Origin of the sequence: Photorhabdus sp. CRCIA-P01, from assembly GCF_003545805.1 — a bacterium.
Taxonomy (GTDB): domain Bacteria; phylum Pseudomonadota; class Gammaproteobacteria; order Enterobacterales; family Enterobacteriaceae; genus Photorhabdus; species Photorhabdus antumapuensis.
The window spans coordinates 59981-73753 of the sequence record NZ_NMQR01000024.1; the positions used below are offsets into that span (position 1 = coordinate 59981).

Here is a 13773-nt window from a genome sequence, read left to right on the forward strand (position 1 = left end):
GCGCCCACAAATTGTGGGCGCCAGCATTAAATCAAACCGTTTATGGCCTATCAGCCACCGAAATCATCCAGCATGATGTTTTCATCCTCAACACCAAGATCTTTTAACATCTTGATCACTGCGGCATTCATTACCGGAGGCCCACACATGTAGAATTCGCAATCTTCAGGAGCCGGATGGTCCTTCAAATAGTTTTCAAACAAAACATTATGGATAAAGCCAGTGTAACCATCCCAGTTATCTTCAGGCAGTGCATCAGATAGGGCCACATTCCAGGTAAAGTTTTCATTTTCAGCCGCTAGCTGATCGAAATCCTCGGTATAAAACATTTCACGTTTAGAACGAGCACCATACCAGAAGCTGATCTTACGTTTTGAATTCAATCGATTAAGCTGATCAAAAATATGAGAACGCATGGGTGCCATACCCGCACCACCACCGATGAAGATCATTTCCGCATCAGTCTCTTTTGCGAAAAATTCACCGAATGGACCAGAAATAGTCACTTTATCACCGGATTTCAGTGACCAGATATAAGAGGACATCATTCCCGGCGGCGCTTCCGAATTTCTTGGCGGCGGCGTCGCAATCCGAACGTTAAGCATGATAATGCCGTGTTCTTCTGGGTAGTTTGCCATTGAGTAAGCACGAATCGTCGGTTCTTTCACCTCAGAGACAAAACGGAACAAGTTAAATTTATCCCAGTCTTCGCGGTACTCTTCCGGCACGTCATAATCCGCGTAACGAGCCGTATGTGGTTGAGCCTCAATCTGAATATAGCCACCAGCACGGAAAGGCACGACTTCCCCATCAGGGATTTTCAGTTTTAGCTCTTTGATGAAAGTGGCCTTGTTATCGTTGGAGATAACTTCGCACTCCCATTTCTTAACACCAAATATCTCTTCCGGTAATTTGATTTTCAGGTCCTGTTTTACATTAACCTGACAAGCCAGACGGCAACCCTCTTTCGCTTCACGCTTACTAATGTGGGAAAGCTCTGTTGGCAGAATATCGCCACCACCATCTTTAATCTTTACGCGGCACTGACCACAAGAGCCACCACCACCACAGGCAGAAGAGACAAAAATGCCCTGGCTTGATAACATATTCAGCAACTTATCACCGGCAGGAGCGGTAAAGCTCTTTTCCGGATCACCGTTAACTTCAACTTTAATATTCCCGGTGTTAACTAACTTTGATTTTGCGAACAAAATCAGGGCCGTTAGTACCAACACAATCAGGGTAAACATCACTACGCCTAAAATTATTATATCCATGAACGCTTCTCGCCTTTATAACTGCACACCAGAGAAGGACATAAAACCCAATGCCATCAAACCCGTGGTGACAAAGGTGATCCCCAATCCTTTCAGACCTGCCGGAACATCAGCATATTTCATTTTTTCACGGATAGAAGCCAGCAGAACAATCGCCAGCATCCAGCCTATACCAGAACCAAAGCCATACACGATGGATTCAGAAAAGTTATAGTCACGCTGCGCCATGAAAGAGACACCACCAAAAATCGCACAGTTAACCGTAATCAGTGGCAAAAAGATGCCGAGCGCGTTATAGAGTGCAGGGAAATAACGATCAAGGATCATTTCAAGAATCTGCACTAATGCAGCAATCACGCCAATAAACGTAATAAAGTTCAGGAAGCTGAGATCAACCCCTTCAACCAATGCACCGTCACGCAAGACAAAGTTATAAACGAGGTTATTGGCAGGAACAGAGATCCCGAGAACTACCGTTACTGCAATGCCTAAACCAAACGCTGTCGTGACATTTTTCGATACGGCCAAAAAAGTGCACATACCGAGGAAGAAAGCCAACGCCATATTCTCAATAAAGACGGCACGGACAAACAGGCTTATAAAATGTTCCATGTTGTCAGTTACTCCTTCTCAGCCTGCGCCGGTTTCAAAGTCCTCAGACCCCAAATCAGCATACCAATAATGAAAAACGCGCTAGGTGCCAACAGGAACAAGCCATTAGGCTGATACCAGCCACCATTCTGTACGGATTCCATAACGGTAACACCGAACAATTTGCCGGAGCCAAACAACTCACGCAGAAAACCAACCAGTACCAGAATAACGCCATACCCCAAGCCATTACCGATACCATCCATAAAGCTCTCAATAGGTGGAGACTTCATAGCATAAGCCTCCGCACGTCCCATCACGATACAGTTAGTAATGATAAGACCAACAAATACAGACAACTGCTTGGAAATTTCATAAGCATAAGCCTGTAAAATCTGATCTACCACGATAACCAATGATGCAATAATCGCCATCTGGACAATGATTCGCACACTGCCAGGGATGTAATGACGAATCAACGAGATAAAAAAGCTGGAAAATGCGGTAACCAACGTCACGGCGATTGTCATCACCAACGCAGTTTCCAGTTTGGTTGTTACCGCCAGCGCGGAACAGATCCCCAGAACCTGCAATGCAATCGGGTTGTTATCTAATAGTGGTCCGAGAAGGACGCGTTTTATTTCTTTACTATCAGCCATCTTTCAACGCTCCTTCGCGTACTTTTTTCAGGAACGGACCAAAACCGTTATCCCCTAACCAGAAATTAAACATATTCTGCACACCAGCAGAGGTCAGAGTCGCACCGGATAGGCCATCAACACCATAAGGATTATCGGCAGCAGCACCGCCACGGACAATTTTGATCGCCGGATGGCCTTCATCGTTATACAGTTTTTTACCTATCCACTTTTTACGCCATTGTGGATTATCGACCTCACCACCCAACCCCGGGGTTTCTCCGTGTGAATAATAGGTAATCCCGCGGGCAGTTTTACCATCCACATCAACAGAGATAAAGGCATACATGACAGACCACAGACCAGAACCATAAACCGGCAGAACGATTTCACTGGTTTCACCCTGCTCATCCTTCACCAGATAGATCTCCGCCATATTGGCGCGACGGCGGATTTTCGCCAGATCCTTCTCAGGAGGTAATGCGATACTGGTATCATCACTGCGCAACGCATCGTTCAGGTTAAACTTGCCATGACTTTTCTCAAGCGTTGCCGTATCCAGATTCAGTAGTTCAGTTTTAATACGGCTTTTGAACGTTTCTTTAAGCTCATCAACACTCATTTTGGGGGTTAATAACCCGGCGACATCGAGAATGTTACGCTGTTTATCCAGTAGTTTTTGTTCCTGTTGCTGAGATTTCAGCCCTACCGCAGAACCTGCGACAACAATTGAACAAACGAGACATAGCACAAAAACAACGATAAACGTTCTGCCGATGCTGTCATTATTTTTTGGTTTATCATTAGCCACGGGCTTTTCTCCGCTTAATATTGGCCTGTACTACCAGATAATCAAACAATGGCGCAAACAGGTTGGCGAACAGAATCGCCAGCATCATGCCTTCCGGGTATGCCGGGTTAACGACCCTGATCAGAACACACATCACACCGATCAGAATGCCGTACCACCATTTACCTTTATCAGTAAATGAGGCGGATACCGGATCTGTTGCCATAAAAATCATACCAAAAGCGAAACCACCCAGAACCATGTGCCAGTACCACGGCATAGCAAACAGCGGGTTAGTGTCTGAACCGATAGCATTAAACAAGTAGGAAGTTGCCACCATACCCAACATGACGCCAGCGACAATGCGCCATGAAGCAATGCGGGTAAACAGAATGATCGCACCGCCAATGAAAATCATCAGCGTAGAAACTTCACCAATAGAACCCGGAAGATTGCCAATAAAAGCATCCATCCAGGTAACAGGCTGACCGGTAACTGTATTGACTAATCCCTGACTACCACCCGCCGCCCATTGAGATAACGGGGTCGCACCAGAGAAACCATCTGCCGCCGTCCATACCAAATCACCTGAAATCTGTGCAGGATAAGCAAAGAATAAAAAAGCACGGCCAGCCAGTGCCGGGTTCAGGAAGTTACGACCGGTACCACCAAATACCTCTTTCGCAATTACAACACCGAATGTAATACCTAGCGCCGCCTGCCACAGAGGAATAGTAGGAGGAACAATCAACGCAAACAAAATAGAAGTTACGAAAAATCCTTCGTTAATTTCATGCTTACGGATAACAGCAAACAGGACTTCCCAGAAGCCGCCAACAGCGAATACAACTGCGTAAATAGGCAAGAAGTAGGTTGCACCAAGCAACATTTCGCTACACCAGCTAGCGCCGGGCGTCAGTGATGCACCGAAAAACCGAGCAACACGATAGTGCCAATCAGATGCCAGAATTTGCTGTAATTCTGTGCCACTGTATAAATGATACAACGCAGGGATCGCCTGCTGACCAACGTTATACATTCCCCAGAACATGGCCGGGAATACGGCCAGCCATACCATGATCATCATACGCTTTAGATCGATGGCATCACGGACATGGGCACGGCCAGAAGTGACTGTCCCTGGTGTATAGAAAATCGTCGTTACCGCTTCATACAGCGGGTAATATTTTTCTAATTTTCCCCCAGGCTCAAAGTGGTGCTCAATTTTTTCAAAAAAGTTTTTCAGGCCCATGAAATCATCCTTCCTGCTCAATCTTAGTCAGCACTTCACGCAGTACCGGACCATATTCATATTTGCCAGGGCAGACATAGGTACAAAGTGCCAAGTCTTCCTCATCTAACTCCAAACAACCCAGTGCCTGAGCACTATCGGTATCACCCGCCAACAGATCCCGCAGCAAATGGGTTGCCATGATATCCAAAGGCATAACACGCTCATAGTTACCGATTGGTACCATGGAACGTTCACCGCCATTCATTGTGGTTGAAAAAGCAAAGCGCTTATTTCTCAGGAAATGACCAATGGTGGTGCGGGTAATAGAAAATTTATCGATACCCGGCATGATCCAACCAAACAGCTCTTTTTCGCGGCCTTCACGCAAAACAGAAACTAAGGTGTGGAAACGGCCGAGATAGTGATGAACTTCATCTGACTGAGTACCGCACAATACGGAACCTGAAATAATACGGTTTTCACCCTCTGTAAGCTGACCCTGAGTTAACTCAAACAGATCAGCCCCCAAACACGTACGTATAAGACGCGGTTTCTCAACCTGTGGACCAGCCAGTGCAATGACACGATCAGTATAAAGTGTACCGGTAGTGAATAATTTACCGATAGCAATCACATCCTGATATCCCAGATGCCATACGGTTTTAGTCGCACTGACGGGTTCAATAAAGTGAATGTGAGTTCCAGCTAATCCCGCAGGGTGCGGACCAGCGAACTGATTATAAGTGATTTGTGCATTATTACCGACATTCGGCAAGCTTCCTGCACTATGGCAAACATGGACTTTACCTTCGGTCAGTTTAGTCAATACATTCAGACCATCAACAAAAGCCTCTTTATCGGTCGCAATAATAACCTGTGGATTCGCAGCCAGAGGCTGAGTATCCATAGCGGTTACAAAAATTGCTTTTGGCGAGGAGCCGGGAACAGGACTTCGGCTGTAAGGACGGGTACGTAGTGCAGTCCATAACCCGGAATCAATCAGATTCTTTTCCACTTGTTCTCGGTATAATTGAGAAAATTGGGAACGATCATAACGGTCAAAATCAACCTGTTCGTCTCCCGTTATCTCAATCACAATTGACTGCAAAACACGTTGTTCACCACGATTAATCGCCACAATCCGCCCACAGGCTGGGCTGGTGAAAACCACACCGGGATTCTTTTTATCTTCAAAAAGAATCTGGCCCTTCCTAACATGCTCACCTTCCTTCACCAACATAGAAGGACGCATTCCAACATACTCTTCACCCAACAGTGCTACATGGCGAATCGCCGGACCGTCTTCTATTACTTGAGCAGGCGCTCCTGCAATCGGGAGGTCGAGTCCTTTTTTAATTTTAATCATAAGATTTGCACAAGTTTATCAATTAAATCATATGCTACAGATTACCTGGTGGTAATATAGCCACTCTATAAAAAACCCCTTAAGTCACGGATCGTGCCCAGGTTATAATTCTCCGATAATTGTTACGATTTTATTTTAATCTCAGGGAGGTAATTTTAACATCTCCCTTCTTCGACTGTCGGACTAATCAAGTGATTTAGTTCAAGCAAACAGGAATAATTTTGGTACTGAACGATTAACCGATCGCAAAAAACGAACTATTGTATCACCTTTCCCGACAACTGATTATTTTTTGATCTCATGATTACTTTGCAGGATAAAGCCATCGTTATTATTTTTTATTCACAAAGTCGATCACTCATGGCAATCTTAAGCTAAATTCCAGGTTAGCCCACGACATCTCTATACGGTAGTCACATGAAAAAAACTGCTACATTTGCTGTAATAACATTGTTGTCTTTTAGTTCATCCCCACTTGTCCATGCTCAGGATACTTTAATTAAACTTAAGAAAATTCCCCCCGCGCCACCCGGCTCTCCCCTCTTTATCCAAATATTCAAAGAAGAGCGGATACTGGAGCTTTACACTAAAAATAATCATGGAAACTACCAACTGGCTAAAAGCTACCCCATTTGCAATTACTCTGGTGGCCTCGGCCCCAAAACCACAGAAGGTGATTTGAAAAGCCCAGAAGGTTTTTATCGTGTGAAAGCCCGTCAGCTAAATCCAAATAGTCGGTATTACCGATCTATTAATCTCGGTTTTCCAAATGAATACGATAAATCCAGAGGCTATTCCGGCAACCATTTAATGATCCACGGAGAGTGTAAATCTGTCGGTTGTTACGCGATGACTAACGGTTATATGGATGAGATCTACCATTATGCAGAAAGTGCATTATTGCGCGGACAGTATGAAATTGATATCAGCATTTACCCATTCAGAATGACACCGCAGAATATGTTACGTCACCGCTCATCCTCCCATTATCTGTTTTGGTTGCAATTACAACCGGCCTATGAATATTTTGTCAAAAATAACCAACCGGCAGCGATTAGCGTTATTAATGGTCAATATACGGTTAACGCAACACCTTATAAATCGCCATCTTTGCAGAATCAATCACAATATGCGCTCACCAAGATGAAATAGCGCATAATCACCCGGCGCGATCCGGTTCCAGGACTCATTGCCGGTTAAAGGCTGAGTGACAATGACAGAAACGACATCATCCGGCTGAGTGTGCTGCTGGAAATCAATTTCAACATCCTGATCGAGAAGTTTTGCTTTTCCAAACGGCGCCCGACGGGTAATCCAATAAAGGTTGGTTGAACAATATGCCATCACAAAACACCCGTCTGACAGCAACATATTGAATACCCCCTTTTTCCTGAGTTCATCCGCCAGTGAGGCAATAAAACGAAAAACCGCAGGCCAGTTAGAGGGTGTCCTTGGATATTTTTGTGAAAGTTGATGTAAAATCCAGCAAAAAGCATGTTCACTGTCAGTTTGCCCGACTGGGCGATATTGACCGGTTTTAAGCCGCCGATAACCCTTAAGTTGCCCATTATGGGCATAGGTCCAATTGCGCCCCCACATCTCACGGATAAAAGGGTGGGTATTTTCCAACGCAACATTACCCCGATTAGCCTGCCGAATATGCGAGATCACCACTCTGGATTTAATCGGATACTCTTGTACAAAACGGGCAACGGGTGAATGGTAACCTGGTTGATGATCTTTAAATGTGCGACAGCCCCGCCCCTCATAAAAAGTGATCCCCCAACCATCTTTATGGGGTCCGGTATGACCACCACGCTGAATCAGACCACGTAAACTAAAGCAGATATCTGTTGGCACATTTGCACTCATGCCAAGTAACTCACACATTGCCCACCTCTGTAGCCTGTAAAATCAAGCTCTAACCATCTCTTTTTCAATAAGTTGAATCAGGATATGAATCACTTTGATATGAATTTCCTGAATACGATCTGCATAGCCAAAATGCGGCACACGAATTTCCACATCCGCCGTTCCTGCCATTTTACCGCCATCTTTGCCTGTCAGCGTAATCACTTTCATGCCTTTTAAACGGGCAGCTTCAACTGCTTTGATAATATTGCCGGAATTACCGGAAGTGGAGATACCCAGCAAGACATCCCCTGCTTGCCCGACCGCTTCCACATAACGGGAAAAAACGAATTCATAACCAAAATCATTACTGACGCAGGAAAGATGGCTGACATCAGAAATCGCAATCGCCGGATAGCCTGGACGGTTTTCGCGATAACGACCTGTCAATTCTTCCGCGAAATGCATCGCATCACAGTGCGAACCGCCATTACCACAGGACAGTACCTTACCACCCGCTTTAAATGAATCAGCCAGTAATACCGCTGCTTTTTGAATTGCTTCAATATTTGCATCGCCACTTAAAAACTTTGCCAGCGTATCTGCGGCTTCACTCAATTCACTACGGATCAAATCTTGATACATAGGCTCCTCACTTCGGTCAGGTAATCTTTAATAATGTTGTGTCAGATGGCAGTTTACCGGATCAAGAGAATTGAAAGAAGACAACATCACGTTTCTGGAAAATTAATCCGCTCCCGATCACCATGAGTTTGTGAGCTACATTGTAATTAAGATGTAAAGATATTGCTAAAAGCAATTTCCTGGTCTAAAAAGAGAAGAACACCACAACAGGTCCGACCTCCGATGACTTGCCTGACCCTGAGATTAACCAGGAGCTTTTATTATGACCACATTGAGTATTGTTCTATTCTTAGTATTGATTGGGATACTTTGCTATCACAAAGTCAATCTCAGTCTTAGCAGCCTACTGCTCCTTGTCTATACCGCCTTGATGGGCGCTATTGATGCATGGAGCTACTGGATGTTGTTACCCATGGCCATTATTCTGTTTCCGCTGAATTTTGCGCCAACGCGCCACTCCTTACTTACTGCTCCGGCATTAAAAGCCTTCCGTAAGGTGATGCCAAGTCTATCTCGCACGGAAAAAGAAGCTCTTGATGCCGGTACTACCTGGTGGGAAGGCGAACTATTCCGCGGTAAACCCGACTGGAAAAAATTACATGACTATCCAAAGCCTCAGTTAACCGCGGAAGAACAAGCATTTCTGGATGGCCCGGTAGAAGAAGCTTGCCGTATGACCAATGATTTCCAGATAAGCCATGAACTTGCTGATTTACCACCTGAGTTATGGAACTACCTGAAAGAACACCGCTTCTTTGCCATGATTATTAAAAAAGAGTATGGCGGTCTGGAATTCTCAGCCTATGCACAGGCACGAGTCCTGCAAAAATTGGCGGGTACATCCGGCATTCTGGCCATCACCGTAGGTGTACCTAACTCTCTCGGCCCAGGTGAATTACTACAGCATTATGGCACCGATGAGCAAAAAAACCGTTATTTACCCGGACTGGCCCGTGGTGAAGAGATCCCATGTTTCGCGCTGACCAGCCCGGAAGCTGGCTCTGATGCCGGAGCAATCCCGGATACAGGCGTGGTTTGCATGGGAGAATGGCAAGGCGAACAAATTCTGGGTATGCGCCTAACCTGGAACAAACGTTATATCACCCTTGCACCTATCGCCACCGTACTCGGTCTGGCTTTCAAACTGTCTGACCCTGACCATTTATTGGGTGATACAGAAGAATTGGGTATTACCTGTGCCTTGATCCCGACCAATGTACCGGGGGTAGAAATTGGTCATCGCCATTTCCCACTGAATATTCCATTCCAGAATGGCCCAACTCGCGGTAAAGATATCTTTGTTCCGATTGACTATATTATTGGTGGGCCAAAAATGGCCGGACAAGGCTGGCGTATGCTGGTTGAGTGTCTGTCTGTTGGCCGTGGTATCACTCTGCCATCAAATGCAACCGGCGGTTTGAAAAGTGTTGCCATGGCGATTGGCGCATACGCTTATATTCGCCGTCAGTTCAAAATGCCAATTGGTAAAATGGAAGGGATTGAAGAGCCACTGGCACGTATTGCCGGTAACGCCTACCTGATGGACGCCGCTTCAACGCTTGCTACAACAGGTATCATGCTGGGCGAGAAACCCTCCGTATTATCGGCTATTGTGAAATATCATTGTACTCACAGAGGCCAGCGTTCAGTTATTGACGCAATGGATATTGCCGGTGGTAAAGGTGTTTGCCTTGGCCCATCCAACTTCCTTGCCCGCGCTTATCAGGGCGCACCTATCGCCATTACCGTTGAAGGCGCTAATATTCTGACCCGCAACATGATTATTTATGGTCAGGGAGCTATTCGTTGTCATCCTTATGTACTTGATGAAATGGCTGCGGTTGAAAATAACCGTATTAAAGATTTTGATAAGGCATTGTTTAGCCACCTCGGTCACGTTGCCAGTAACCTGTTACGCAGCTTCTGGCTTGGCCTGACCAATGGCCGCACCAGCAGCACACCGGTTAATGATGCAACCCGCCGTTACTATCAGCAATTAAACCGTCAGAGTGCCAACCTGGCTCTGTTATCAGATGTAGCAATGGGGGTATTAGGTGGCAGCCTGAAACGCCGTGAACGTGTCTCTGCCCGTCTTGGCGACGTTTTGAGTCAAACCTATCTGGCTTCCGCGACGTTGAAACGCTATGAAGATGAAGGTCGTCAAAAAGAGGATTTACCGCTAGTTCAGTGGGCCGTTCAAGATAGTTTGTATCAGGCAGAGCAGGCGATAGATAATTTACTGAGTAACTTCCCGAACCGTCTGGTTGCTGGTCTGATGCGTGTTATTGTCTTCCCGTTAGGCCGTGTACATTCAGCACCATCTGACCGTCTGGATCACAAACTGGCACAGCTCTTACAACAGCCTTCAGCTACCCGTGATCGTATTGGCCGTGGTCAATATCTGACACCAAGCAAACATAACCCTCACGGATTATTGGAAGAAGCTCTGCACGATATTATTGCCGCAGAACCGATCCACGCCCGTCTAAGCCGCGAAGCTGGCAAACGTCTTGGCTTTACTGGCCTGGATAAACTGGCGGAACGGGCACTCGCAGAACGTAAGATCACGCCAGACGAGGCCGCAATTCTAAAACGTGCTGAAGCAAGTCGTCTACGTTCTATTAATGTCGATGAGTTTGAACCAGAAGCATTGGCGGTTCCTGCTCAGGACAAAAAACCAAAAACGAAAGCGGCCTGATATTGACAATTAAAGAATGGATGTAATCACGGGACGATACCTTAGGGTATCGTCCCAAGTTGCCAAGGTAGGATTTCGCTTTGCGCAAAAAATAGACACAGTCAAAAATATCCGATATTTCCTTTGAAAGAGTAGATGAAATTTACTCTCTACAGCACCCTACTCACGATACAGACGACAATCCGCTTGTAATTGTCGCACCAGCACATCCTTCAACATAGCTTTGTCGAGGCTCAGATCGGCAACCAACTGATTCAGTTGCAATAACTGAGCAAATGGTTAAACATAATTTTTTATCGTAGTTTATTGATACACCAGACAGTTAAACTCATTCAACAGTGGTGCTTATGGACAAGTTAAGAGCAATCAGCGTCTTCCGGCGTGTTGTAGAACTAGGTAGTTTCAAAGCCGCCGCCCAAGATCTGGGCTTATCCAAGGCAGCTGTCAGTAAAAACATCAATCAGCTTGAAGAGCATCTCAAAAGCCCCCTGATTAACCGAACGACCAGAAACATGCACATAACCGCAAACGGCAGGAATTACTATCATCAGGTGTGCAACATCCTGGATGAACTTGAGAATGCTGACTTATCGGTTATGGAAACGTCTCACACTCTGACAGGCTCGATAAAAGTCAGTATTCCAATGTCTATGGGGCTAAAGGCATTAAATCCACTGATATGCCAGTTTATGCATACTCACCCCGGTATTTCTGTAGAAGTTGTCATGATTGATAAATATATCGATCTTATTGAGCATGGAATAGATGTTGCGATACGTGGAGGAGGTGAACTAAGCGACTCCAGCCTTCGTTCCAGGAAACTGATAAAAATACCCCGAGTCTTATGCGCCTCACCAGCATATATTGAGGCTTCTGAAAAAATACTCATCCCTGAAAATCTCAATTCCCATAACTGTCTTGTCTACAGTTTATCTTCTTCTCCACGACGCTGGGTATTTCACAATCAAAATGATGTGAAAGTCGTTGACCTTAAGCCCGGAACCTATGTGGTGAATAACGGGCTTGCACTCAAACAGGCAGCTCTTTACGGACATGGGGTGATTTTACTGCCTGAATTACTGGTCACTGATGAGCTGCTGTCAGGCAAACTTGTCAGACTGCTTCCTGAATGGGAAGCTGACATGCAGGCACTTTATGCCATACAACCCTTTCACAAAGAACGCGCTAACAAGACAAGGGCTTTTATCGATTTCCTTATAAATGCACTAGACAAAACCTGCTGAATATCTGAAAAGTGATCGGTGATTTTAAATGGCAAATCTCCGGTTGAAATAAATGCCAGGCCAACCGGTTTTGAAAAGTCATGATCAAATCAGAGCAGGCCCTATAATTGTTTACTATCAGTGCACAATGTTTTCACATAATAGGCGTTTTAATAAACTATCTCTCTCCCTATACTCGGTTCTGCAAATGAACTTATCGGTTACATCAAAATTGAGGAGATGTAGAGATGAACAGTTTCGTTACTTCAACATCAGAAAATCTTGTTCTGTCCTATCTTGACGAACGCCAGCCGACTGTTGGCATTGAGAACGTAAACAAGGTCTTATTTTCCATCGGGGTTCGGATCAGTACAACGCCGATCCCTGAAGAAGCCAGACCTATTCTTAAAGTGTCAAAAACCCGTGCACTCACGGAAGAAGAGAGCGAGAAGCTGATTTCGCAGTTTCCTTTACACCGTGGAGAACTCCTGGAACAAATCCAACTGGCTGGTCGCCAGCCGGAAGCTCACCGGGGCGGTTTCCTGTCAACGTCGGAAGTCGGTATTGCACCTTATCCTAAAGTTTACGATATGAAAGCAATCTCGGCTGAAGCCAGAAAAACTGTTCTCGAAAAATTCGGTAAACTGCATGTGAACAGCGCTGAAAACGGGATGGGTATTGATGAAGTCATGACAGTTGTGGCTGGCGGACCATGGACTTGGTTCTTCCGTCTGCCAGATGGCATGATGGCAAAGCTGTCGATAGGATGTGTGGAAGCTGGCGATCCTGCTTGGCGTCTCAGCTATCCCGGGCTCGGAATGCATGCTGCGTTTCTGGATGCTGAGGATGGATTGATCGTGGCATTTGCCCACGGACCAAAGCATTTCGTTATGCGCTATGACGAACCCAGTGTTGACGGTGCAGAGATGCTGGGCACCAACCCGTGGATTGATTTCAGCGTTGATATCCCGAAATTAGTAAAATAACATCCTAATAACGCTTTATTACATCAACGATAATGAAAAGTCTGGCGGATTAATCCGCCAGAAAGATTATAGGTATTTAAGCGTTAACAGAGCGCGAAAATAGCTTGGAAAAATAACGATATAAATTGATTTTAGCGTTAAATCACATTAATGATATAAAAGGGGAATAGTTTAAATCAAACAGTAAAAAAGAAGTGCTATCGGACGGGTTAAAGCAATGTAAAGCCAGTTTAAATTGACGAATTTAAGGTATTACGGTTTTGTATAATAAATGCAATATCATAACGCTGAAAGTAACCCAATTCGTATTCTATTAAATCATTTATTTCGGATTTTATTATTCGGATTTTTAATGGTTTAATGGTTTAATGGTTTAATGGTTTAATGGTTTAATGGTTTAATGGTTTAATGGTTTAATGGTTTAATGGTTTAATGGTTTAATGGTTTAATGGTTTAATGGTTTAATGGTTTAAT

At 45.0% G+C, this 13773-nt stretch carries 12 protein-coding genes; 4 read left to right on the forward strand and 8 right to left on the reverse strand.

The genetic code is table 11. The features are described 5' to 3' along the window. Positions 1-50 precede the first annotated feature (50 nt). Genes nqrF through D3222_RS14945 form a run of 6 tightly spaced genes read right to left on the reverse strand, consistent with a single transcriptional unit; the run spans position 51 to position 5896 of the window. Complete coding sequence (gene nqrF, locus D3222_RS14920; protein ID WP_118986850.1) at positions 51-1277, reverse strand: NADH:ubiquinone reductase (Na(+)-transporting) subunit F; 1227 nt, start codon at positions 1275-1277, stop codon at positions 51-53. Between the two features lie 15 nt (positions 1278-1292). Further along, entirely contained in the window at positions 1293-1889 is a 597-nt protein-coding gene (nqrE, locus tag D3222_RS14925; protein ID WP_118986851.1) for an NADH:ubiquinone reductase (Na(+)-transporting) subunit E, read from the reverse strand. 8 nt (positions 1890-1897) lie between these two features. After that, a complete protein-coding gene (locus D3222_RS14930; RefSeq protein ID WP_118986852.1) occupies positions 1898-2527 on the reverse strand; it encodes an NADH:ubiquinone reductase (Na(+)-transporting) subunit D in 630 nt (209 codons plus the stop codon). After that, a complete protein-coding gene (locus D3222_RS14935; protein ID WP_118986853.1) occupies positions 2520-3317 on the reverse strand; it encodes a Na(+)-translocating NADH-quinone reductase subunit C in 798 nt (265 codons plus the stop codon). The genes D3222_RS14930 and D3222_RS14935 overlap by 8 nt, the downstream gene beginning before the upstream one ends. After that, the gene (locus D3222_RS14940) at positions 3310-4548 is read right to left on the reverse strand and encodes an NADH:ubiquinone reductase (Na(+)-transporting) subunit B (protein ID WP_118986854.1); all 1239 of its coding nucleotides are present in this window, start codon (positions 4546-4548) and stop codon (positions 3310-3312) included. Before D3222_RS14940 ends, D3222_RS14935 begins: the two co-directional genes overlap by 8 nt. Positions 4549-4552: 4 nt before the next feature. After that, on the reverse strand, positions 4553-5896 hold the full coding sequence (locus tag D3222_RS14945) for a Na(+)-translocating NADH-quinone reductase subunit A (RefSeq protein WP_118986855.1): 1344 nt from the start codon (positions 5894-5896) through the stop codon (positions 4553-4555). A 417-nt stretch (positions 5897-6313) separates the two neighbouring features. Here D3222_RS14945 and D3222_RS14950 point away from each other — a divergent pair, with 417 nt between their 5' ends. After that, positions 6314-7048 (forward strand): L,D-transpeptidase family protein, encoded by a 735-nt coding sequence (locus tag D3222_RS14950; protein WP_118986856.1) that lies wholly within the window; start codon positions 6314-6316, stop codon positions 7046-7048. Here D3222_RS14950 and D3222_RS14955 read toward each other — a convergent pair. Together D3222_RS14955 and lpcA are read right to left on the reverse strand one after the other, a co-directional pair. After that, a complete protein-coding gene (locus D3222_RS14955; RefSeq protein WP_118986857.1) occupies positions 7019-7786 on the reverse strand; it encodes a class II glutamine amidotransferase in 768 nt (255 codons plus the stop codon). The genes D3222_RS14950 and D3222_RS14955 overlap by 30 nt on opposite strands. 24 nt (positions 7787-7810) lie before the next feature. Beyond that, positions 7811-8392, reverse strand: coding sequence for a D-sedoheptulose 7-phosphate isomerase (lpcA, locus tag D3222_RS14960; RefSeq protein WP_118986858.1), 582 nt, complete (start codon positions 8390-8392; stop codon positions 7811-7813). Between the two features lie 262 nt (positions 8393-8654). Between lpcA and fadE the strand changes: the two genes are divergently transcribed. From fadE to D3222_RS14975, 3 genes are all read left to right on the forward strand, one after another. Continuing rightward, positions 8655-11090, forward strand: coding sequence for an acyl-CoA dehydrogenase FadE (gene fadE, locus D3222_RS14965; protein ID WP_118986859.1), 2436 nt, complete (start codon positions 8655-8657; stop codon positions 11088-11090). 347 nt (positions 11091-11437) lie between these two features. Continuing rightward, positions 11438-12334 (forward strand): LysR family transcriptional regulator, encoded by an 897-nt coding sequence (locus D3222_RS14970; RefSeq protein WP_118986860.1) that lies wholly within the window; start codon positions 11438-11440, stop codon positions 12332-12334. 227 nt (positions 12335-12561) lie between these two features. After that, the gene (locus tag D3222_RS14975) at positions 12562-13299 is read left to right on the forward strand and encodes a hypothetical protein (RefSeq protein WP_198672826.1); all 738 of its coding nucleotides are present in this window, start codon (positions 12562-12564) and stop codon (positions 13297-13299) included. The last annotated feature ends 474 nt before the right edge of the window (positions 13300-13773 follow it).